Origin of the sequence: Leptospira hartskeerlii, assembly GCF_002811475.1 — a bacterium.
In the GTDB taxonomy this organism is placed as follows: Bacteria; Spirochaetota; Leptospiria; order Leptospirales; family Leptospiraceae; genus Leptospira_B; species Leptospira_B hartskeerlii.
In genome coordinates, this window is sequence record NZ_NPDL01000004.1 from 236,675 (window position 1) to 260,930 (window position 24,256).

The 24,256-nt window shown below is 39.5% G+C and carries 18 protein-coding genes; 12 read left to right on the plus strand and 6 right to left on the minus strand.

The window, feature by feature from the left end:
* Window positions 1-181: 181 nt before the first annotated feature.
* On the plus strand, window positions 182-1,801 hold the full coding sequence (locus tag CH352_RS08880; protein WP_243396183.1) for an LIC10124 family lipoprotein: 1,620 nt from the start codon (window positions 182-184) through the stop codon (window positions 1,799-1,801).
* On the plus strand, window positions 1,798-5,373 hold the full coding sequence (locus CH352_RS08885) for a tetratricopeptide repeat protein (RefSeq protein WP_476737701.1): 3,576 nt from the start codon (window positions 1,798-1,800) through the stop codon (window positions 5,371-5,373). The genes CH352_RS08880 and CH352_RS08885 overlap by 4 nt, the downstream gene beginning before the upstream one ends.
* Window positions 5,374-5,375: 2 nt before the next feature.
* Here the strand turns inward: CH352_RS08885 and trmB are convergent, their stop codons facing one another.
* Complete coding sequence (trmB, locus tag CH352_RS08890; RefSeq protein ID WP_100704943.1) at window positions 5,376-6,029, minus strand: tRNA (guanine(46)-N(7))-methyltransferase TrmB; 654 nt, start codon at window positions 6,027-6,029, stop codon at window positions 5,376-5,378.
* A 49-nt stretch (window positions 6,030-6,078) separates the two neighbouring features.
* On the opposite strand from trmB, the gene CH352_RS08895 reads away from it, so the two are divergent.
* From CH352_RS08895 to CH352_RS08905, 3 genes are all read left to right on the plus strand, one after another.
* On the plus strand, window positions 6,079-7,017 hold the full coding sequence (locus tag CH352_RS08895; protein WP_100704944.1) for an MBL fold metallo-hydrolase: 939 nt from the start codon (window positions 6,079-6,081) through the stop codon (window positions 7,015-7,017).
* A gap of 82 nt (window positions 7,018-7,099) precedes the next feature.
* Window positions 7,100-7,438 carry a PilZ domain-containing protein gene (locus CH352_RS08900; RefSeq protein WP_100705279.1) on the plus strand — a complete coding sequence of 113 codons (339 nt, stop codon included), beginning with the start codon at window positions 7,100-7,102 and terminating at the stop codon, window positions 7,436-7,438.
* Window positions 7,439-7,515: 77 nt separating this feature from the next.
* Window positions 7,516-8,220 carry a hypothetical protein gene (locus CH352_RS08905; RefSeq protein WP_100704945.1) on the plus strand — a complete coding sequence of 235 codons (705 nt, stop codon included), beginning with the start codon at window positions 7,516-7,518 and terminating at the stop codon, window positions 8,218-8,220.
* Here CH352_RS08905 and yihA read toward each other — a convergent pair.
* From yihA to CH352_RS08920, 3 genes are read right to left on the minus strand one after another with little or no spacing between them, the layout of a single operon-like run.
* Window positions 8,217-8,891 (minus strand): ribosome biogenesis GTP-binding protein YihA/YsxC, encoded by a 675-nt coding sequence (gene yihA / locus CH352_RS08910; protein ID WP_100704946.1) that lies wholly within the window; start codon window positions 8,889-8,891, stop codon window positions 8,217-8,219. The two genes, CH352_RS08905 and yihA, sit on opposite strands and share 4 nt — an antisense overlap.
* Before the next feature lie 15 nt (window positions 8,892-8,906).
* The gene (tilS, locus tag CH352_RS08915; RefSeq protein WP_165780128.1) at window positions 8,907-10,160 is read right to left on the minus strand and encodes a tRNA lysidine(34) synthetase TilS; all 1,254 of its coding nucleotides are present in this window, start codon (window positions 10,158-10,160) and stop codon (window positions 8,907-8,909) included.
* 2 nt (window positions 10,161-10,162) lie between these two features.
* Entirely contained in the window at window positions 10,163-12,091 is a 1,929-nt protein-coding gene (locus tag CH352_RS08920; protein ID WP_100704947.1) for a GAF domain-containing SpoIIE family protein phosphatase, read from the minus strand.
* Window positions 12,092-12,433: 342 nt separating this feature from the next.
* On the opposite strand from CH352_RS08920, the gene CH352_RS08925 reads away from it, so the two are divergent.
* Entirely contained in the window at window positions 12,434-14,479 is a 2,046-nt protein-coding gene (locus tag CH352_RS08925) for a sigma-54-dependent Fis family transcriptional regulator (protein ID WP_100705281.1), read from the plus strand.
* Here CH352_RS08925 and CH352_RS08930 read toward each other — a convergent pair.
* Window positions 14,476-14,874, minus strand: coding sequence for an SET domain-containing protein (locus CH352_RS08930; protein WP_100704948.1), 399 nt, complete (start codon window positions 14,872-14,874; stop codon window positions 14,476-14,478). The genes CH352_RS08925 and CH352_RS08930 overlap by 4 nt on opposite strands.
* 4 nt (window positions 14,875-14,878) lie before the next feature.
* Window positions 14,879-16,753, minus strand: coding sequence for an ABC transporter ATP-binding protein (locus tag CH352_RS08935; RefSeq protein ID WP_100704949.1), 1,875 nt, complete (start codon window positions 16,751-16,753; stop codon window positions 14,879-14,881).
* Window positions 16,754-17,020: 267 nt separating this feature from the next.
* Here CH352_RS08935 and CH352_RS08940 point away from each other — a divergent pair, with 267 nt between their 5' ends.
* From CH352_RS08940 to CH352_RS08965, 6 genes are all read left to right on the plus strand, one after another.
* Entirely contained in the window at window positions 17,021-17,632 is a 612-nt protein-coding gene (locus tag CH352_RS08940; protein WP_100705282.1) for an ACT domain-containing protein, read from the plus strand.
* Window positions 17,633-17,755: 123 nt separating this feature from the next.
* Window positions 17,756-19,249: an HD-GYP domain-containing protein gene (locus tag CH352_RS08945; protein WP_100704950.1), complete on the plus strand. Its 1,494-nt coding sequence runs from the start codon at window positions 17,756-17,758 to the stop codon at window positions 19,247-19,249.
* A 143-nt stretch (window positions 19,250-19,392) separates the two neighbouring features.
* On the plus strand, window positions 19,393-20,880 hold the full coding sequence (locus CH352_RS08950) for an HD-GYP domain-containing protein (protein WP_100704951.1): 1,488 nt from the start codon (window positions 19,393-19,395) through the stop codon (window positions 20,878-20,880).
* 72 nt (window positions 20,881-20,952) lie between these two features.
* The gene (gene aroC / locus CH352_RS08955; protein WP_100704952.1) at window positions 20,953-22,098 is read left to right on the plus strand and encodes a chorismate synthase; all 1,146 of its coding nucleotides are present in this window, start codon (window positions 20,953-20,955) and stop codon (window positions 22,096-22,098) included.
* A gap of 145 nt (window positions 22,099-22,243) precedes the next feature.
* Window positions 22,244-23,698, plus strand: a complete 1,455-nt coding sequence (locus tag CH352_RS08960; protein ID WP_100704953.1) for an NADH-quinone oxidoreductase subunit G — start codon at window positions 22,244-22,246, stop codon at window positions 23,696-23,698.
* Window positions 23,685-24,212, plus strand: coding sequence for a NuoI/complex I 23 kDa subunit family protein (locus CH352_RS08965; RefSeq protein WP_100704954.1), 528 nt, complete (start codon window positions 23,685-23,687; stop codon window positions 24,210-24,212). Before CH352_RS08960 ends, CH352_RS08965 begins: the two co-directional genes overlap by 14 nt.
* The last annotated feature ends 44 nt before the right edge of the window (window positions 24,213-24,256 follow it).

The window sequence follows — 24,256 nt, forward strand, 5'->3', positions numbered from 1 at the left end:
AGGACCCCGCTTACGCAGCGGGGTTTTTCTTATTATATGCATTCTTCGCATAAATATCGTAATCTTCCAATAATCTAAACAGACCAACCAAGGTCGGATAATTCTTTCTAAAAAGGCTCTCATTTTTTCCGGAACTAGGAAAAGATTTGCTAAATCAGTCCCTGGGAAATTTTTTTACGGGATGGGGAACAATTCATTTCGTAATCTTATTATATTCTCTCTTATTACGAGTCTTGGGCTTACTTGCTCCTCGGTACAGAAGCTGAACGAACCTTCTAAGCTGATACAAGAACCGTATTACAAGCCGATAGGCGACTCAGAGAGTGTATTCATTTTTAGGGAATCCGACACTGACTTTCGGGTTCGTAAGGCGGGGCATGAGGTTCCGATCTTAGCGTTCTCGCCAATAGAATATCCTAAATCTGTGGATAAAAAATTGGCGTCTTACTTTGATCAAGAGATCAGTTTGATTTGGAAGGATATCAAATTTTCGAACGCCAAAATTTCTCCGGATGTCTGGAAAAACAAAACCGAATTAGCTCAAGAATTAAAATCCAAAGATGTGGATGTCTTGGTTTTGGGTTCTGTAGCCGAGTCCGAAACTGGTTGGACTTTTAAATTTGATTTAAAAGATTCCGTGGAAGCAAGTTCCTACGGAAACTTCGAACTTTCTTTCAAGCGTCCTGTTTCCAGCGAAGAAGTGGGAGCATGGAATCAAGCAATCTTCTGGAAATCTTCCGATAGAGTTATTTCATTAGAATCCAAACAAACCACTGTTCCGGTTTGGGATAGAAAACCGGATCTAGCGAGAATTAAAGAAATCGTAAATTCTTCCATCAAAGGAACTTTAACAGTAAGAGCATCCTCCGGTGACACTGAAATTCTTTGGAAAGGTAAATCATTAGGCAATACTCCATTGACTGAAGTGCCAATCCAAGAAGGGATCCAAGACATTCAAGTAGTCTTAAAAGGAAAAAAACCGATTACTAAGTCTGTTCAAGTAAGGGCGGGCAAAAAAAGTTTCCTCTTTCAAGAATGGGAAGAAGATCGTACATTAGGTTCTGCTAAAGTAATTACAGTTCCTAACGGATTATCCGTTTCTTTGGATGGATATAAGCAGGGAGAGACTCCCTTCTTTCGCAGTAACTTAACTCCTGGCGCTTATCAGTTGGAGCTCCTAAAAGAAAGTGCTGACGGTGCTTATGTATATTACGAAGGGATCTTGGATGTAAAACCGGATCGTCTGGTCGAATTGGCACTTCCTTATTTTGGATATGGGTTATTGTCCGAGCTAGAATTCTGGAAACCATCCGGAGAATCTGGATTTTCTCCCTTTGGGCCGAATGGTCTGGAATTCGCAAAAAAGAAGAACTTATCCAATGGCTGGAATGGAGTATATTCTCTTCCATTCATTCCGGAAGAGTTAGAGATTGAAGGTTACTTCTTACTTCCTGTAGATCATGGGGACGGTTCTGTGGCAGTAACATTCCACTTAAACGGTCTTTCTTTGGGAGTTGTAGCTGGAAAGGAGAAGGTCTCCATCTTCCAATTTCCTTCTGATGGAAAAACACTCAGCACTTATAAATACTTGGATGTAGACAAAGATATCGGCCGTCCATTCTCATTCAAAACGGATCTAAAAAACAAAAAACTTTCTCTCTACTTAGGAAGGGATGTTGTTTGGCAAGGGGATTTACCTGCGGGAGGACTCTGGACTGTTTCCGTTTTGACCAGAGGAGAAGAGTTTAGGGAAAAAACTCCCATTAAAGATCTGAAGATTCTCTATAAGGGATACAAATGATGAATCGTATACTTTCTAATTTTATAATATTCTTTATCGTTTCCATTTTTTCGGTACATTGTGCTTCTAAAGATTTCAGAAAATCGAATTCTCAAGATGCGATCCTGGAAAAGGACATTATCGCCGCTCAAAAATTAAAACAAGCATCCAGACTGATTAACGAAGGAAACTCCGCTTTTCAGAAAGGAAAGTTCGAAGTTTCTCTTTCTAAAGGAAGAGAAGCTGTAAAAGCATATCCAACTGCAGAAGGTTATTATCTGATCGGATCTTCCGAATATCGTTTAGGAAAAACGGAAGATTCTTTGAACTCTTTGAAAAAAGGAACCGAGCTAGATCCGGAAAATGAGCAAATTCTTTTGACTCTCGGTATCTTATACACTTCTCAAGGAGCAAATAAGGACGCTTTAGAAGTTTATTCTAAATTGGAAAAACTTCCTAAAGTAGACGGAAGTGCTTATACTTTCAAAAAAGCAGTATTACTAAAAACTATCGGAAGATACGACGAGGCATACTCAGCTCTCAAGTCTATTCCCGAAGATAAATTTAAATTTAAAGCCCAGTTGTACATGCAATTGGGAGATACTGCAGTTCAAGTAAAAGATTACGAGGCTGCAGAATCTTATTTTGAGAAGGCTAGAAGTGCTGATCCCGATTTAGCATCTGCAAAACAATCAGCTTCGGCAACTAAAGTGGCTGGTTTATTAGAAAAAGGGAATGCTGCTTTAAAGGTAAAAAATTACAGAGAAGCAGTTCAATTTTTCACTTCTGCGACTCAATTAGATCCTAAGAACCCTTCTCCATTTGTATTTTTAGGAAATGCTAAGATCCTTTCGAACGATATGGATGGCGCTGTTAAGGCATTCGAGACTTCTTTAAAATTAAAAGCAGACTATTTAGAAGCCTATTCAGGTCTTGCATCTGCTTATAGCAAATCAGGAAATAATCCTAAGGCAATCTCTGTTTTAGAAAAAGCCATTCCATTCTTCCCTAAAAACGCAACTATTTATAACCAAATCGGTTTGAACCAAAAGTCTTTGGGTGAAAATGCAAAGGCAATGGTTTCTTTTAGCAAAGCTCGCGAATTGGATCCGAATTATAAGGAACCGGTCTTAAACTTAGTCTATCTTCTTGCTTCCGAGCACAGATATAAGACTGCTAAGAATGAATTAGATACTTTAAAGTCAGATGAAGAAACGAAGAAGGTTGGCGCTTTCTTGGAATCTTCCGAGTTGATCCATGAAGGAGATTTACGTCTTCGCAAAGGAGATACTAAATCTGCTAAAACCTATTTCGATCGAGCGAAAGCAAAGGATCAGGATGATCCAGGAGTTTATACTGCTTACGGTCGTTTGTATCAGATAAGTGGAGATGCAAAACTTTCAGAACAGAATTATCTAAAAGCTTTGAGCATACAAAAAGGAAATCTTCCTGCTCTCCAAGGGTTGATCCGTCTTTATTCTGTTCAGAAAAACCAATCCAAAGTTGCTCAGTACACTAAGGAATTGGAAGCGATTACCGGAAATGATCCACTTTCTGGTATCGTACTCGCGAGAACTTACGAAGATAAAAAAGAATTCGATAAGGCAGAAAATACTTATAAGAATTTAATGAAGAAGTATCCGGATAACGAATCTATTCAGTTCCGATTGGCATTTCTTTATTATAAGATCGCTTTAGAAGAGAACGAAAAGGCAAACTATGACTCTGCAAGTTCTTGGTTAGCAAAGGCTGAGAAATTAACCAAGGATCTTCCTGAGGTCGCGGAAGCAAAACAAACTATAGACCAGAACAGAAAGTTCTCCGAAGTAGTTCCTACCATCCAAAAGGCAAATCGTCTTTTCGACAGCAAGGCTTATGAAAAGGCAGTTCCTCTTTACCAATCTGCCTACGATAAAACTAAAAAGCTGACCTTATACATTAAAGTAGCTGAATGTTATCTTGCAATGGGAATGGAAGAGAAAGGAATTTCTCTTTTAGAAAATTCTCCAGAAGGATCTAAAAATCTCGCCGCTCAAGAGGCAATCTACGCCTTCTTACTCAGAAAAGGAGAAGTAGATAATGCAGAGAAAGGATTCCAAAAGGTTCTGGAGAAAAAGCAGGATTCTTATTATAGTCATTATCAACTTGGAATTATCGCTCTCCAAAAGAAAAACTATGATTCTGCGATCGAATCATTCAATCGTTCTTGGTTATTAAATCCTGAGTTTACTGCATCCAGAATCGGTAAAGGGATCGCCTATTATAATCAAAGTAAGAGTAAAGAAGCCAAAGAAGAATTCGAAAGCGCTATGAAGGCGGATTCTGAAAACGAATTGGCTCCTTACAATATTGGGATCGTACTCTTTAACGATAATCTTCTGGAGCAATCCGTAGAGATATTTAAAGAAATTATAAAGAAGAATCCGGACTTTCCGGATGCACATTTCCAGCTTTCTTACATCTACTTTAAGAAAGGAGATCTTGAAGCTGCTGATGCTGAGATTGTAAAAGCTCTTGAGCTTGAAAGAGATGAGAAATTCTTACATGCCCGAATCAGGATCCTATCGGAGTTAAAAACTAAAAACCCTGCAAATGCAGAATACAAAAAACTGGTGATAGAATTAGGAAGAGAACTCGCGGAAAAATTCCCGAATTCTCCTTATTCCGGTCAAGCAGAAAGATTGGTTCTTTCCGATTCAGATACACCTGTGATCTTACAGCCGTTCCCGAATCGTGGATCTTTGATTGGAGTTCCGGTGATCGTTAACGATCTATTATTAATGAATTACGGAACGTCTATAGAAGCGTTAGATAAAAACAGAGCGATCCGTCTTTGGAGGATCACAAGTACTAAACCTTTCCGTAATGTTCTCGCGGATCGTAGAATATATGCCTTCACAGATAGAAGTTTAGAAGTCAGAGATCAAAACTCCGGTTCCGTTTTTCAAACAATCAATCTGTCTGGAATGTTCAAAAAGGCATTGGTTTCAGGAGATAGAATTTTAGTAGAAACTGAAAGCGCTGGAAAAAGAACTTTAACAAGTTATTCGGATACTTTCGAAGAAAATAAATCCATTCCTTTGGATTCTAAGTCTTGGTCTGCATCTAAAAAAGGACAAGTGTTCTTAGTCCAATCTTCTTCTAAAGAAGATAAGATCTTATATTCGGATGCAAAACTGAGTAAGGATATAGATTCAGCTTGGACCGGAAATACGAATCCAAGATTGCTCGGTGCAACTGATGATGGAACATTCTTCCGAACTGATAAAGAGATCGTATATGTTTCCGGAAAAGGAAAGGCGACTAAGACTGAAATTTCAGACAAGGCTGCTAATCTTTTCAGTGTAAGAGGAAACTCTCTTTGGTTCGCGGGTAACGATAAAATTTATCGTGTTGATGCGGATTCTTCAAATTTGAAAGAGATTAAAATTTCGGATAAAGAAGTAGAAGGTTTATTACCAGGCAAAAAGAAAGATATTATCGTATTATATAAAGATAATACTGCTGTCAGATACGATGAAAAGGGAGAAACTGTCTGGACTTATAAATTAGTACAAGATGGAGACAACGTTTACTCTTTATTGTATCACTAGAACTAGTTAGAGACTTTGATCCGATCCAAATAATAGATCCGGGAGCCAGCCTCCCGTTTTTCCTGCTCAAAATGGGAAATTGGAAAGTTTGCTCTTTCGAGAGCAAACTCGGAATCGATTACTTTATATCTAAGATCATTTCTAAAAAGGCGGATCCCTTTGCGCGCATACGGGCCGTAGTCAGTCGCAAAATGGAATTTTCCACCGTTCTTTAATAGAATGTAGATCGTATCTAAAAATCTGGGATTCAAAGTCCTATGTTTATGATGCCTGCGTTTAGGCCAAGGATCAGGAAAATTTAAAAGTATCTCATCAAAGATACCTGCTTCGAAAATTTCTTCTAGAAACCAATTGAAGTTCACTGAAAGGAGTTTAACGTTCTTAATATTATATTCTTTCAGATCACGGATTGTTTTGCGTAAACGATCCGCCTTCTTCTCCATAAGAATGAAACCAGTGTTTGGATTATTTTTGGCTAAGGATACAGCAACTTCACCCCAACCCGAACCTAGTTCTAGATAATATGTCCCGAATTCTTCGACAAACAAATCGTTTTTTTTTAATTTACTTCCGGGGTTTATTTTTAAGAAATAATCAGAGGTAAAGGGTATTCGAGTAGCGATCTTCCATTGTTTTTCACGAAAATTCGATGTCATCGCCGAATGCCTGCAAATACCAAATCTCTTAGTTGTCTAATTTAATACAGTGAAAATAAAATTATACGGAGTGAGAGGATCTCTTCCTACTCCGCTTTCCGGTTCGGAATACAGAGAAAAATTAGAGAAAATCCTAGAGTCCGCTCATAGGGAATTCAAAGATCAGAACGGAACCTTCTCCGTTCCTACATTCTTACAATCTTTAAGCCCGGAACTATTACGTCCTGTGGGAGGAAACACTACTTGTGTTTATGTTGAATCTACAAAAGGTCAGAAATTAATTATAGATTGCGGTTCCGGAATGAGGGAACTGGGAAATGATCTTTTGAAAGATGGCATTGCTCAAGGTGGCACCATCCAAGTTTTAGTGACACATACTCACTGGGATCATATACAAGGTTGGCCTTTTTTTAAACCTGGCTATATTCCAAGCGTTCAAGTCGATTTTTATTCTACGATTTCTAATCTAAAAGAAAGATTCGATCGCCAACAAAATCCTGAAAATTTCCCGATAACTTTAGATGAGATGATGTCCAAAAAAACATTCAATCTTCTCCAGAGACAACAAACAGTTCAGATAGGTGATTTTAAAGTAACTCCTTTTCTTTTGAAACATCCGGGCAATTGCACCGGTTATCATATAGAAGAAAATGGAAAAAGTTTCTTATTCTGTACCGACGTTGAAGTGAGAGAAGAGGATCTTTCCGAATTTGAACAATTACGCGCTAAATTCGGAAGCCCGGATATGTTGATCATAGATGCACAATATAGTTCCGAAGAAGCCGAACGTAAGATCGGCTGGGGCCATACATCCGGTAGATTGGCAGTACGTTGCGGAGAAGTTCTAGGTGTAAATAAACTGGTTCTAACTCATCATGAACCGGATCATCCGGATGAAGAAATCATACGAATGTTCAATCAAGAAAAACAATCTACCGCGCTCTCTGAGATCGTATTAGCGAGAGAAGCAGATATATTTTTAATATAATCTTAGCTTCAAAAGAAATCTTCTTTTAAAATTTTTCCGAGTACTGTATGCTCTCCCGGCTATGCAAAGATTAGAGATCGGGATGAGCCCTCCTCAAAAGGTAACACCTGATTTGCCGGCGGATCAAAGATTTTATACGAGGTTCCGTAAAGACAGTCGGATTAAACTTTTTGAGGAAGGAAATTGGAGCGAAGGTATTCTGGTAGATATATCGATGATAGGAGCATCCATTCTTTCGGATGAGAATTGGAGTCCTGGCAAAAAAGTCACGATTATGTCCCCAATGTTTACTTGTGAGATACCAGGAGAGGTCATCCGTAAAACTGTTAGCGACATGGGGCAAAGATATGCGATAGTGTTTCACGATCTTTGTGACTCAAGCATACTTGAGATACTTAATAAGATAGCACATTGCAAATAACGTTTTTCTATTAAGTAAAGGGAATTTTTTTTCAAACCTCTAAACTCAAGGCTTACCAGGCCGACATTTATAATAGGATGAACCTGGGAGTTATACAATCTTCTTCCATGATGGAAAGACCGAAAGATACTTCGGTTAAGTACATTGGTCATGGGCAACTGGAAAGTGCGCCTCAGGCTAGTTCTGTACTCCATGTTATTTCTCATGAGCTTGCACATGTTGCAGAATTTCGCAACGAAGCAATCCGAGATAATGCTGAACTTCGATCCATAGACGTTTCTATCGAATACGAACTGAGAGATGGAAAATTAGTCGCTGTTGCTGGGGAAACAAAAGCAACCACAGTTAAAAAGACCGAAGAAAAGAAATCCAATCTTTCAGCTTTGAATGAAGAAGGAAGTGGGAATTCTGACAAACAGGTTGATTCTGCAAAGAAGAAGGAAGCTGCTTCTCATTCTGATCTGATTTCTGATAAAGAATGGGAGCTTATGTCTGAACTGCGCGATATTGATCTAGAATTGAACCGATTGGATAAAAATCAGGTTTCTTCTCATGAAGACCCGGAAAGAAAGTCAGAAGACGAAGCTCGTCGTCATATGGAACTTATCGAAAGAAAACGTAAGTTGGAAATGGCCTTAAGCCAGGAAAAACTGAAAGCTCTTTTGGAAGAGACTTTAAAAACGATCCAAGAACTAAATCAGAAACAGGTCCAATTTGCCGGACAAGTATATTATGGAGATGCAATCAACTCCGCCGGCAACCTTTTAGAAACTCACGCTTAGCCTTGTTCGTTGATCTCTTGAGGGATCGCGTCTTCTTCCATCGGAGGAATAATCAAGGATTTCATCATATTCTCAATGATCTTTCTGAGTTCGGGCAGACCTTTTCCATACTTAGGAGAAACAAAAACGATTTCCAACATAGGATATAATCCTTGGATGTTTTTCATTTTTTTTCTAAGTTTAGAAAGTTCTGACTGATTGAGTTTATCTATTTTTGTACGGATTAAAACAGGTTTGGTCCCTTTTTCGAAACAAGTGCCAATTAATTCTAATTCTTCGTCAGGCAATTCTCTTTGAGCATCTGATAATAAGAATAAACATTTTAGATCTTTGGCAGAGTTCAGATAATTCATTAAAAGATCCATCATCTGTTCATGGTCTTTATGTGAATTTGCGGAATAACCGAAACCAGGTGTGTCCACTAAGAACAAAGATTTAGAAACTAAGAAAAAGTTTAGAAGTTTGGTTTTACCTGGAGTTGCGGAAACCTTAGCTAAGGATTTTCTTTCTACGATTGCGTTTAACAATCTGGACTTTCCTGAGTTGGAACGGCCAGCAAATGCGATATGGGGAATACCTTTGGCAGGAACTTTAGAAGCATCCGCATAAGAAGAAAAAAATTTAACTTCTCTAAAGAATGGGTCCGGCTTTAATTCTTGGAGTTCTTCCATAAACCTCTGGACTCTCTAATCTTGTTGGAAATCATCCGCTCGAATATCATCCAAACGGGCATCCCACATACGAAGACAAAGCAATACAGTTTTCCCCTCCCGTTTTAGAATGGGTAGCATTTTTCTGACCGGAACCGGAATCTCTTTCTCTCTAAGGATTTCGGAAACGTCTCGATGGATTCCTCCAAGCAGGATCTTTTCTCCTTTTCCGTCGTTAGACGGCTCGCAATTTTTCGGGATCTTTTTTGTCTTACCGTTCCATTTCAAAAAGAAAGAGTCAGAGTTATAGCTGAACGGTTTCAAATAAGATGCGGTTTTGGGTAAGATGTACAAATCTGACGAAACACTTTTCCAAAACCAAACTTCTTTGTTTTCGAGAGAAAAAGAAACTTTTCTGTCCAGGTTATGAAGAAGGTCCGCAAGAAATTGAGAATTCAGCGGATGAAGGCTTAAACTTTTAAGATGTAAGTCCAAAATTTGTTTACAAACCGATGCAGGCTCTTCTTCCAAAATGCGCCTGGATACCGTTCTAATCTCATCTTCATTTACTTTGCGGTTCGCAATTCCTCTTCTAGGTGTATCAGAATCGTGAAAATTATGAAAAATTTTATCAGGATCAGCACCTTCTTTTAAAAGTATCGGAAGAAGCTCCGATCGGATCCTATTCCTAAGGTACTGCGAAGAATGATTGGATTCGTCTTCGAACACGGGCCAATCAGCCTTTGCCAATGCTGTTTTACGATCCTGTTCTCTGAATAATAATAATGGTCTGAATCTATTATTCTCCAAAACTCCTAATGTGCGGAGTGAATTCCAACCACCACCTCTGATGAGTTGTAGGAGTACCGTTTCTAGATAATCTTCCGCGTGATGCCCGGTCGTGATATAACCGCCTATTCTTTCGGAAATTTTTTCTAGGTCTCTAAACCTAAGAACCCTTCCTGCCTCTTCTAAGCTTAGTTTTGTCTTGTTGGCAAACTTCGGAACGTTTTTTTTTTTAAAGATGGAGTTAGGAGCTAAAGATCCGATATATTTTAAGATTTGAGATTCTTGTTCCGCATTATCCCGGATAGAATGATCCAAATGATAAATTGTCGGAGAATGAGATATTATATTTTTATTATAAAGCCAAAGATAAAAATGAAGAAGTAATGCAGAGTCTTTTCCGCCCGAGAAAGAGATAACAGCAGGTTTACTTTTCATAAAGTCCTGATAATTTTCTAAACGAGACCAAGCAGACTGAAAAATGGATTCTAAAGATTCGTTCATTCTTATTTTAGGCGTTTGACGCCTATTAGAGTAATATCATCTGTCTGCTCCCTTTCCCCGGTAAAGTTTTTTATCTTTTTTAACACGGTTTCCAAGAGAAGAGGAAGGCGTTCTTTTCTGGCATCAAAAACACATTTATGTAGGCGTTCCATTTCAAAAAAGTCTTCGGAAGGATCCATTGCCTCCCAGACTCCATCTGTGAACATCAGGAAAAAATCACCCGGTTCTAAAAAGAATTCACCACTATTCTCGAAACGATCTATTTCAGGATCTATTCCTAAAACCACTCCTCCAGTTGGAATTTCTTCTAAACGATTTTCCTTTTTACGATAGACTAGAATATTTCCTTGGCCTCCACCACTGAATACAAAACGATTTTCGTTCTGGTCCCAATGAATTATGGTTAAAGACATAAAACGTGGAGAGATAATGTCCTTAAAATAATTTTGATATAGATAAGTGTTTACGGTCTGCAAAATCTCCCAAGTACTCGGATTTTTTCTTACCAAAGAATGGATCACCGTTCTAACAGTTGCCATTACGATGCCAGCAGGAACTCCCTTGCCACTAACGTCTCCTATACACACATAAGTTTCTTTGTTGGTGGGATGTGTTATAAAATCGTAATAGTCTCCGCCTACTCCGATCGCAGGCACCATTAATCCACCGAATTCATAATTTGGATGGTCGGGCATTTTTCTTGGAAGCAAGGATCTTTGTAAGTCTCTCGCGATCTCTATCTCCTTATCTAATCTTTCTTTTTCCGCTCTCTGGTGGAATAAGTGAAAGTTTTGGACAGAGATCCCGGCCTGGACTGCAAATGCGTTTAATACATCAATTTCTTCAGGACTCCAGTGTAGTTCTTCTTCTTTGGCGAGAAGTATCCAGATCTCTGAATTATCGGAACGTAGTACGGGTAAAATTGCTAAGTGCTTTTTCTTTCCGTTACTTCCTAAAGTTTTCCATTCTTTTAGATCGGTGGAATCTATTAAGATTGCGGATTCTATCGGTTTTTTAAGTACGTTCCAGTCTCCTTTTAATTGTACATTTAATTTGATCTCTGGAGCTCTTGGACTTCCCGTAAGTATATGGCCTTCAGTAGAAATTGTTTTTCCTTCATTGTCTATTTTTCTTTCTAACAAAACGAAAAGGTTACTTTCTGAAAATTCGGTTAAAGAAAGAAGAATAACCCGAAAAATTTCAGTTCTATATTTGAATCCTAAACTACTGAGTTTTAATGCCGCAGAGTGAAGATTTCTAAAATTCCTGGATTGTGTTTGGGAAACTTCAAAAAGAATTCTGTTTTTTAGCGTGGTAGCAAACTGACTTGCTATCAATTCTAGAAAATAACGATCCTTCTCCGCTTGTATAGGATCATCTTTTTCATAATCAACATTAATTAATCCTAATACTTCCTTTTTTAAATGAATTGGAACGGAAAGTTCCGATTCTACCTTATTCACACGACCATATTGTCTGATCTGTTTATGTGATTGTTCATCAAATCTATAGTAAACAGATTTGCAAGTCTCGATCGCTTGTCCTAAAGGTCCATTTTGCTCTCCTTTTTTGATTTCCATTCTAAAAGCCAACTTTTCTAAAGCAGGACCTTTTTTGTTCTTACAGGATTTGACAAGGATACGATCCAATCTTGGCTCATATACCATGACTGAGATCCCGGGAAGATCCAATTTTCTGAATGCTAGATTGGTAAAGTTTTGGAGAAGGTCATCCAGATTCGGACTAGTATTAAAAAGAGAAAGAAATTCTAATAAAATCTCGTTGGATAACGCGTGAACTTCCGGAGGTTTAATCCTATTTCGTTTTCTTTTTTCTAAGATCCATTCTCTTCCACAGGAATTACAAAGAAATTTTCCATCTTTGAGTTTCCCGTCTGGAAGATAAAATTCTCCGCAAAATACGCAGGACATCCGGAGAAAAATGGTAAAGAAAATGTTTACTAGAGGAAAGACGTTTTCGGTTCATTTAAAATAAAATCTCTGCATAACGAGAATTCGTTCTAAATTTCGAAAATTATCTTCCTATATAATCAGAAAGTATATCGATCATTCGTAATATTATGTCATTTGAAACATTGAACCAATATTGATTCTGATACAAATCTTGCGTTCTTTCCTGGAAACAAAGCGAGTTGCTTGGATTTTAAGGTTTTTTCCTTGACCGCAAAATCATCAATCAGCACCTTTTTTAAGCAGATGTCCGGTTACATAAAACCCAGCCCACTCCGCCATATTCAAGAAGTGGCAACCGCAATGAATTCGACTTTAGATCCAGACCGTCTTCTGGATCTAATTTTGGAGAGATGTATCCAAATTTGTGAGGTCGGTTCTGGCTCACTCATGTTGATCAGCAGAACGGATGAGGTCCTGGACATCGTTACTTTCAGAGGAATGAATCCTTCCGTTCGCACGAAAGTTAAACTCCGAGTGGGAGAAGGTATCACCGGTATCGTTGCAGCTTCCGGCGAAGGGATGATCGTAAACGACGTTACCCAAAACCCGCATTATATTTCCATTAAGGATGATATTCTTTCCGAGCTAGCAGTCCCAATGATTGTAGAAGACGAGGTGATCGGAGTTATCTCTCTCGATTCTAGCAGAAAGCAGGCTTTCTCTGACGAGCACCTTGAGTTAGTATCTACTTTGGCCAATATGGCTGCCCAGATCTTTAAGAACCTCCAGACTTTCAGACAGTTGGAGCAGAAGAATAAGATCCAACAAGTACTCATAGATATTTCTAGAACTGTAACTTCTACTTTAGTTCTGCAGGAAATTTTTGACGATGTGATGGATAGATTGGACAAATCTCTGAACCTGGAAAGAGGTTCCATCGTTCTATTCGATTCTGAGAAGAATATACTGAAACTCAGCGCGGCGTCAGGACTGACCGCAGAAGAGATGGAGAAGGGAGTGTATCTTCCCGGTGAAGGGGTCACTGGAAAAGTTTACGAATCCGGAGAAGCTGTCATCGTAGAATCCATCGTAAGCGATGAAAATTTCCTGAATAGATTAGGGAACGCTAGTCATTTTAAGAATAATCCTGAGAACGTTAGTTTCCTTGCTGCACCTATCAAATCGGATACGGATGTATTAGGTGTAGTTAGCGTATTCTTCGTTCATAAAAAATACGTGGATCTAAAAACGTATTTGGACTTCCTACAGGTAGTTGCCTCCGTAATTTACCAGGCGATCCGTATCCAAAAACTGATCGATGAAGAAAAACGTGAGATCTCCAGAGAAAACGTTCTATTAAAACGAGAACTTAAGAATAAGTACAAGTTCGGTTCCTTGATCGGAAAATCCAAGTCTATGGAAAAACTTTTCGAGATGATCCAGCTTGTTTCAGATTCTCGCGCTTCCATATTAATCACCGGGGAGTCCGGAACTGGAAAAGAGATGATCGCATCTGCGATCCATTATAACTCTTCCAGAGGTGATAAACCTTTTATCAAGATCAACTGTGCAGCTATTCCTGAAAATCTTTTAGAGTCCGAATTGTTCGGTCATAAAAAAGGATCTTTTACCGGTGCGGTCGCCGACAAAAAAGGAAAGTTCGAGATGGCCGACACAGGGACCATCTTCTTAGATGAGATAGGAGAGATGGATCTTAATCTTCAATCCAAACTTTTGAGAGTTCTCCAAGAAAAGGAAATTGAAGCGGTAGGTTCGGTTAAACCTAAGAAGATAGACGTAAGGATAATAGCTGCGACTAATGCGGATCTGGAAGAGCTAATCTCTCAAAAACTCTTCAGAGCTGATTTATATTATCGTTTGAATGTGGTCAATATGTTGACTCCGCCTCTTCGTGAAAGGCCTGAAGATATTCCACTTCTTATCAATCATTTCATTTCTAAATATACTTCCGAAAATATCAAGAAGATCAAAGGAATCACTAGAGAAGCCCATAAACTTCTGATGAGTTATAGCTGGCCTGGTAACGTTCGTGAATTAGAGAACGTGATCGAAAGAGCCGTTGTACTTTCCCAATCCGAAATGTTGGATATCCAGGATTTCTCAGAGATCAGTGGACGCATCCTTTATGGCGACGAGGGAGAAGATGTGGAAGTCGGTGTAGATCCGGAAGCTTCTTCCGAAGTTGCAAGTTCCAAGTTTTCCCCTGCTCATTTAGATGCATTAGATGGAAGAGCTATGGAAGTTGTTGTGGGAGAAGTCGAAGCAAGACTGATCAAGTATGCTATGAAGAAGTTCAAATACACCAAGACCAGAGTTGCCAAGTTCTTGGGTATAAACAGAAACACCTTAGATAAAAAGATCAAAGATCTTAAGATAGATTATTAGGAAGGAAGTTTTTCCTTCCAGTTCTGATCGAATTGTTTATAGTTACAGGTCAATTCTTCGTCCTTTAGGATCTTACGCACAGCTCTGTCCCTTCCTAAAGGATTACTTGCTCCTTGGACGCCACTTTTATCTTCCAAAGTGTTTGCTTGATCGCTATGGTTCATGAAGCGGGAATTATCTACGCAAAAATACCATTGCCCTTCGAACAAATAAGAATAAATATAGATCAGATTTTGGAGTCTTTCAGGAAGAGCTTGAACTTCCTCTTCAGTAAGGGTCCAAACAGTTTTAGGATGGAACTCCCATACGAGTTCACCTTCTTCTATATCCCTGCCTGCAAAAACTCCAAGGCCCCCTATCGGAGACTCGGCAACGTAAGTCGGTACTTTCAGCATATTTCTATAATCCGATTGCGGCCGCAGAAAGTGAATCATTTTCCGGAGAAGGATAAGGTTCCAAGCTTCCATTTTTCAAGATCACTACTTGGTCGGCAGCATGCAAACCGGTTAACCTATGGGTCACGGAAACGATCGTTCTTCCTTCTCTCAATTTTTGGAGAGTTTTTAAGATCCTCGCTTCTGTAATGGGATCCAATGCGGAAGTCGCTTCATCCAAAAGTAGAATTTGAGGATTTCTTACTAAGGCTCTTGCCAGAGCTATCCTTTGCTTTTCTCCGCCTGAAAGTTTAGAACCCTTGTCTCCTGCGATGGTTTCGTATCCATCCGGAAGTGCGGAAATGAATTCGTGGATCTCAGCCAACTTTGCTGCTTCGATCGCTTCTTCCGGAGTTGCGTCCGGACGTCCCATACGAATGTTTTCGAGGATGCTTGTATGGAATAAGAAAGTATCTTGGAATACGATACCAATCATGGAATGAAGTGCATTCAATCGGATCTTCTCCATTGCGATACCGTCCAAGCTGACTTTTCCTTGGTTCGGTTCCATCATTCCCAAGATAAACTTGAGAATAGTACTTTTTCCGGAACCACTTTGCCCAAGGATAACGGTATAAGTTCCCTTTTTGATCTCCAGATTTACTCCGCTAAGATTCTTTGTCCTACCTTTATAACGAAAATGTAAATCTTCAAGTTTGATAGAATTTTGTAATTCGGATGGAGCAAATGGGCGTTCTCCTTCCGTTTCGAAGGTTGGAGTTCTTAAGATCTCTAGTATTCTTCTAGCGGAACCGCTTGCTTGGTTCATTGTAGGAAAATACTGGGAAACATAAAGTAGAGAATAAGACAAATTCAAGAATGGAGGAAGAAAAGCAGCCAAAGCCCCGACGCTCACCATTCCATGAAATGCAAACCAAGCACCTGAAATCAAAAGTACAGCTTGTAAAAGAAGAATTCCACCGGAAGCAGAACGTTCTAAATAAGAATTGGTCAGTCCTAGCCTTAAAGAAACATGAAATAGTTTCTCACAATTCCCTTTAAATTTATCCCAGAAGGCCCCGTCCAAATCATAAACCCGGATCAGATTTTGAGCGGAGATAGATTCCTCAACAGCAGTTAAGACCTTGGCTTCTTCTATCTTTCTTTCGTAACTTGCTGCAGTAGATCTTGTGGAGAAGAATACAGGTCCTAAGAAAGTAATCGGCCAGATCAAGGTTGCAATTGCGCCTAACTTCCAATCTAAGGCGAATAATAACGCGGTCCCAAAAATCGCTTCTAATAATGGAGAAATTCCCCAAGGAATCAGAGCAAGCACTGCGTTTTCTAAGGCTGTCAAGTCAGTGGAGAATCTTGAAAGCACGTCTCCCAGACGAGTATTTGAGTAAAAGTCTAGATTTACTCTTTGTAAATGAATGAATAGTTCTTCTCTCATGTCTCTTATGGCGCGAGCTGAGACCCAATTGTATAGATAATCGCGGACCGTCCCTGCAGCGGTGATTAAGATTGTGCCACCAACCAGTAGGGCGCCCGTGATATAGAGAACTGTTTCATTCTTCCCAATTAAAGCTTCGTCGATCAGAAACTTAAAAGAGAAAGGAATTGCAGAATAAACGATGATTTCAGTAAAAAGAAGGCCTAAAACGACACCTAGTCGTACTTTATAATTCTTAAAATATCTGCCTAACCCAAGCAGAACTAGAAAGGGAGATTCGGAAGAAGGTTCGGTCCCTGCAAAACTTGGCCCTAAAGAAGAAGAATAAGAGCCTCTAGCCGCTTGGCTTCCTTGAGGAACCTTAGGAACGGCTGATTTTGAGTTAGAATACGTCGCTTGTGCTTTTCCGAATTTGAATCCTTCGGTAAATTTCTGTTTATTTGTCATATATGTATCCCCAGCGGGAAGAAAGGCGCATCGGTTTAGTAAAAAAATTTCACCGATTTCCCCAGTATATTCGAGAGGGCTTTCCGCGTATATCCGGTAGCAGCGGATTTTCCTCGAACTTCTGTCTCATTGATGAAAAATTTTAGGAGACAGAATATTGAAAAAGGCGCTACTACTCATTTAGACTTCGAAAACATTCCTCGAAAACTTGGGTTTTTGAGTGTTATTTTTCAAGGAATATGCAGGCTTTGTAGGAAAGCGGAAACTATGATAGAATTTAACTACAAAGAAGAATACGGAGTCTACAGAGTTACTCTTAAGACTTCTGAAACTGCCCCGGGAACACTTCACAAAATGGTGAAGGCAATGTTCTTTATGGGATTCGAGATCCTTTCCGGAGATATTCGCACGATCAAAGACGGCGATTCCATGATCAGTTACGACGAATTTCTTCTTAGATCTCCTGAAACAGATTCTAAAATCAAGGCATCCAAACTAGGTATCTTAATGTCTTCCGTCTTTTCTGATGACAATGCGTTGGAAGAGATGATCCAGACCTCAAGTGAAATAGATATTCGAAATACATTTTATCTAGGACAAGATTCTCAATTGGAGTTTGAGGACTTACCTGGCAATTCTGCTACAAAATTCTACTTAGAAGCTCCGGATAGAAAAGGATTATTATACTTTGTGACCGGAGTTTTAAAGGATCTGGGGATCAATATTATCTCCGGCGAAGTTAGAACTGACGGCAAGTCCCTAAAAGCCCAGGATACATTCATACTAACCGACTCTCGTACAGGACTCGGGTTTGCTGGAAGCTCCATAGAAGAAAGGATCCGTAGATATATTCTGCAAAGCAGCCTAAATCAAGTTTGATCAGGCATATTTGAAACGTCCAAATTATTAAACCCATAAAGAGACGTATTATAGTATTGGAATGATTCGATTCATCGGATCAATTTGCCGATATTATTATGCAGGAGTTCCTTCCACCTAACGATGGACGCAGCCAGAGATTTACAAAAATTCGATTTTACGGAAGAAGTGATCCAACACTTTCGAGAAAATAGAATTATACCTGTCGATTTTTATAATAAACACGGACAGATCCTGATCCATAAAAAGGATATGGCCTCCGGAGACGATATCAGTCGTCTTCAGAAATTCGAAAAGCAAGGGATCTATTTTTTAACCGCTGAAATCGGTAAGATCCATGCAGGTTCTAATAAAAAAGGCTCCTTAGATCCTTCTTTCGATAAACTTATTAACCCTACACTCACTTTGGATATGTCCAAAGGAGCGACCGATCTACTATCTGATATCAAAAAATTTCCATTAAATGGAGATCATGTTAAAGAGATTAACAAATCTATAAACGCAGTCTTAGATGATTTTAAAACTTCTCCGAATATGGAGACCGGACTAGTCAACATCATCGAAGTAATGAAAAATGCTGGAATGCCCGTGGACTCGGAAGTTTTAACTAAGAGAACTGTGATCGCAATGGCTTTGAAGGTAAGAGCTGCAAAAGTTTTTACTAAAGTAGATATGGAGCAGAAGAAGACAGAGCAGATGAATCTAATGATGGCTTCTTATCTTGCGGATATCGGCTATACCCAGATGAAGATCCCAACTCACGCGAATCTAAAACCGGAAGAATTGGAATATATTAAGAATCATCCGATCATCAGTTATTTGATGATCGCTAATCTTTCGGAGATTGAAGATCCAGTCAAGGCAGTAGTTCTGAACCATCACAGACCTCATCGTGGAGAAGGGATGAATAATAATTATCCCCAAACCAAACCTTTAGTACAAAAGCTTCAAGGTTATAGAGAAAAATACAAAGACGATTATCGCAAAAATCTTCTAGCTACCGATATCCAAAAGCAAGTTAAGTCAATTCTAACTAACGCTATCTCTTACGAAGATATAGGGATACTTTCCATTGCAGGTGAATTTGCTTCCTTAACTACTCCTCAACCTTGGAGAGAACCGATGGACGGCCTCAAGGCGATGAAACTTATCTTAAATAATAGTTTTTTTGCCTATAATGAAAAAACATTGAAAGACTTTTTTGACCATGTGGGACTTTCCTTATGCGATAACCAACCCTTCGTTAAAGTTGATGATTACGTTATTGTCGCTTCCCAAGATTCTAACCGTAAGGTGTTTTTCGAGATCTGTATTATAAAAGAATCTCATAAAAATTCCATCAGACCGATGTTGGAAAGGATCGGAACCATCCGACCGAAGTTCGCAAATAACGGCAAGATTAGGATCTCTGGCTTCGAGATGGGTAGCTTGAGTGTAGATAGAAGAAGAGCAATTTTTAACCTGGAACGTAATGCCGACCCTAGAAGGATCATCTACCTTGTGGATCCTGAAATTGATCCTGAGTTTTTCGATTCTTTGGATCGTAAAGTTAGGGAAACATATCCCTCTAGGACTTCTTCCGATTCGGATTCTGCCTCTAAAACTCCTGTTTCTTGATCGATTGACACAATTTCGGAAATTTATTCTTGCCTACTAGCAAGGTTAAATCATTTCTTTGTTACTAAACAGATATCTTACTTAAACGTTATATACATCGGGCTTATTTTTTGGCCCTGTGGTAATGCGTATGGATTTTTATAATGACTCAGTTTCAAAGTGGTCCAATCGATCCTCTCAGACTTGAAAGATTTGAGTTTAATGCAGATGTAATTAGACAGTTTAAGGAAAATCAAACCATTCCTGTAGACTTTTATAACAAGAACGGACAGATTTTAATCCATCGCAAAGATAACGCTAGCGAAGCGGATATTAATAAACTACAAAAGTTCGAACTTCAAGGGATTTACTTCCTTCTATCCGAAAGGCATAAGGTAGGGATCCAAACGGACCAACCAGATTCGGTAAACGGCAAAAAAGTTTCTTATATCAAATTAGTGAATCCTGATCTTACCTTGCAGATGGCAAGACAGGCTTCCGATCTTCTTAAAGATTTACGAGATTATCCTTTAAACGGAAATCATGTGAAGAACGTTGCAAAGGCGATCGACGGGATCCTAGATGATTTTGCGAATAGCCAAGATGTTGAATTAGGATTGGTCAACGTTATCGAAGTCATGAAATCTGCCGGAGTGGAAACTGACTCCGAAGTTCTTACCAAAAGAACCGTTATCTCTATGGCAATGAAACTTCGGAGCCTAAAAGCGATCTCAGTCAAAGACAACGAAAATTCTAAAGCACAACAATTGAATCTGATGATGGCAGCTTATATGGTAGATATAGGCAAAGTCAGAATGAAATTTCCAGTGCATGGGAACCTAAGCACAGAAGAATTCGAATATGTAAAAAATCACCCTATCATTAGCTACTTGATGATAGGAAACATGGCTTCTATACAAAGTCCCGTGAAAACCGCGGTATTAAACAGTCATAGACCGTACAGAGGAGAAGGATTGAACAATAACTATCCTTCTACTGCGTTCTTAACGAAACGACTGGGAGAATATTACGAAAAATATAAGAATGATCCTTCCAGAAGCGTGCTTGTAGAAGATATGCAAAGGCAATTGTACATTTTACAGAGTAATTCTTATAGTGAAGACGATCCTGCTATTATTTCTATCGCGGGCGAATTTGCATCTCTTAGTAGTGAACAACATTGGAGATCGGCTTATTCCCCTGTCACAGCAATGAAGTTGATCCTAAATAACAGCTTTTTCTCATATAATGAAAGAGTTGTTAAGGAATTTTTCGATTTCATGGCTTTGAGTTTATGTGAGAACAAAAGTGTTCTGAACGAGGGAGACTATGTGATTGTAGTTTCTACGGATTCCCAGCATAAGATCCACTTTGAGACCTGCGTCATTAAAGAGATTAACAAAAATCAAACTCGCCCTCTTCTAGAAAGAGTTGGAACAATCAGACCTGTATTCTCTAATAAGGGAAAACTTAAGATTGTAGGTTACGATCGTAAAACTTTCCGCCCGGATATTAGAAAGGCGGTTTTCAATCTTGCGAACGCAGTGGACCCAAGAAGGGTGATTTATTCAATCGATCCTGAATTGGATCCACCTTTGTTCGATCTGATTGATAGAAGTTATCGCAAAACAGCTCCGAAATCTGTCGCGTAAACGATTCTCTTTTCCTCTCAGTATTGGAATCCTACTTTCTTCCGTTGGTGGTCTCCTGTTTTCTGGTACTGTATGCCTTCCAGTTGGGGTAAAATATTCAAAGTCAGTACGTTCGGAGAATCTCATGGCGAAGCCGTGGGAGTTGTTGTAGAAGGAGTTCCAGCGGGTATTCCGATCCGATTGGATGAGATCCAAAAGGATTTAAACAGAAGAAGACCCGGACAAAGTAAACTCACAACTCCTAGGGACGAATCGGACACTGTTCGAGTTCTCTCCGGAGTTTTTGAAGGAAAAACGATCGGAAGTCCGATCGCATTGATCGTAAACAATCAGAACACGATCTCCAAAGATTACGAAAATCTAAGGGAAACTTTCCGTCCTTCTCATGCAGATTATACTTACCAAACCAAGTACGGATTCCGCGCTCACGTAGGAGGAGGAAGGTCCTCCGTTCGTGAAACAATTGCAAGAGTGGCTGCAGGCGCGATTGCCAGAATGATCCTAGAAGATGATCTTGGAGTCAAAACAGTCGCTTGGGTGGATACAATTGGCACCATCTCTTCTGAAATTGCAGAAAGTAAATATCCTCAGACCAGAGAAGATGTAGATGTAAATGAAGTCCGTTGTCCTGACACTCAAGCTGCAGACAAAATGCGTTCTCTTATTTTGCAAATGAAAGAAGCAGGAGATAGCGTAGGCGGAATTATCCGCTCTGCTTCATATAATCTTCCCCCAGGTCTTGGAGATCCGGTGTACGATAAACTGGATGGAGACATAGCAAAAGCAATTCTATCCATTCCTGCATGTAAAGGTTTCGAGGTTGGTTCCGGATTTTCTGGAACTCTTCTAACAGGAAGCACTCATAACGACGAATTTTACGTGGAAGAAGGAAGTGGAAGAGTCCGTACTCGCACAAATAATTCCGGAGGACTCCAAGGTGGGATCTCCAACGGAGAAACTTTGGTAGTCCGAGCTGCGTTTAAACCTACCTCTACCATTTTCAAAAAACAAAATACTGTGAATATCGACGGAAAAGAAACCACATTGGAAGCGAAAGGCAGGCACGATCCATGTGTTCTACCTAGAGCAGTTCCGATTGTAGAAGCTGCGATAAACCTGGTTCTAGTAGATGCTTATCTTTACCAAAGGGCGATGAATCCTCAGTGGTTCCAAAAATGGGCCAAAATTCCGGATTATTACAGAGATTTAAAACTCTGAATTTGTATCTTCGTCCACAAGCGGGTTTCAAGAATCTGAGACAGGCTCTCACATCTTTGCGATCTAGAAACGGGTTGCCAACTTAGAATAGTACGTTTCAAATGAAATTTGACGCCCTGGCTTGTTTAGAAAAACGGAGGTTCGAGTGGTCAAGATAAAGATAGACGGGATCGAATACGAGGTCGACGAGAAAAAAAATCTGATATCCGCCGCTAAAGATGCCGGAGTGGATATTCCGTTTTTCTGTTATCATCCTAAATTATCAGTGGTGGGCATGTGCCGTATGTGCCTCATCGAGATAGAGGGGATTCCCCGCTTACAAGTTGCCTGCAATACTAAAGTCACCGAAGGACTTTCTATCATTACTAAGAGTGATAGAGTCATCGAAGCGAGAGAAGGAACGATGGAATTCCTACTCGCAAATCACCCATTAGATTGCCCTGTCTGCGATAAAGCTGGAGAATGTCAGCTCCAAGATAATTCCTTCAAAGAAGGGAAAGGAAATTCCAGATTCACATTAGAAAAAAGAAATATTCCTCAAGAAGAGATCGGTTCCAACCTGATCATTAACCATAATCGTTGTATCGTATGTTATCGTTGTGTTCGTTTCGAAGAAGAAATGGTGGGAGAATCCAACCTAGGGCTCTTTGAAAGAGGGTATCATTCCATCATAGGTCTCGCAAAAGAAGAACCTATCAATCATAATTACCAGGGCGCGCTTGCGGATATTTGCCCAGTCGGTGCATTATTAAATCATAAAACATTATTCAAATCCAGGGTCTGGTGGTACAAATCCGAAGACTCCGTATGTCCTGGGTGTAGCACGGGTTGTAAAACTTATACAAATGTTCGAGACAATAAAATGTTCCGATATATGCCTCGTATCGACGAGGAGAAGGACCAATATTTCCTTTGTGATAAAGGAAGATTCAATGTTGATTGGCTGAATACGAACAGATTGTTCTCCTTTTATAAAGGAGGAGAAGTAAGCGTTAGCACTACTGTTCTGGATGAGATTTCTGAAAAAATTTCGAGATCTAAAAAGATCGCAGTGATCGGTGGAGCTCACGAGTCGGACCAAAACTTAAAATCTATCAAAGAATCCTTATCTAAACTCGGAGTTGCATTTGTAACGGAAGCAAGAGTAAGTTCTGAACAATATAAAGAACCTGAACAAGTGGATTTCTTATATACTACCGACAAAAGGCCGAACACTAGAGGTGCTTTAGACTCGGGTTTTGTTTCTGGCGAAGGAATCGATTCCATTCGATCTGCGGCCATAAAAGGCGAATTCGATCTGATCTTTGTAATTAAAGAAAAGGTTTCTGAAATCTTAGCTGGTGTTCCTTCTGAATCTATAGTAGTTTTAGAAACGAATCTTACGGAAGATGTTGCTAGTGCAAAATATTCCGTACCGATAAAAGTGTATTCTGAACAAAGTGGAAGTTTTACGAATAAGAAGGGATGGGTCCAGAACTTCAATAAATCTATGGAAGCACCAAAAGGTTTATCAAGCTCTGCGGAAATCTTCTCCTTATTAGAAAAGAAAACGTTAGAATTACGTTCTAACCCTAAAGAGGCAGCCGTTGGGAACAGTTAATGTAATTAATGTAGCGGCAAAACATAAGCCCGCTTGGTACCAAAGATTATATTCCTATTCGATTGCAAATGGGCTTTGGATAACTCTTAAACATTTTATCAAAGCAGCTTTTCTAAAAGGCGCAGTCACATTAGAATTTCCTGAAAAGAAAAGAAAGTTCTCTCCTCGTTTCCGTGGAATGCATACCATGAAGCGCGATGAGATAGGCAGAGAAAGATGCACTAGCTGTTTTTGCTGTATGTGGATTTGCCCCGCAGATGCAATCAAGATAGAAGCAGGACATGTAACTCCTGAGATACAACATCTTCATCCTGAAGATAAATTTGCTAAGAAGTTCGAGATAGATCTATTACGTTGTATATTCTGCGGAATGTGTGAAGAAGCATGTCCTAAAGGTGCGATCTATTTGGACGGCCCGGCCGAGATGGCCGCAGACAATAGAGAAGATTTGATCTTAACTAAAGAAAGAATGATGCAAAAAATCGGAGGACCGATCATAGGAGAAAGACTCTAATTCTCCGACCTTTCTATTTCAATAGCCCGCTTCGCGGGCTTCAA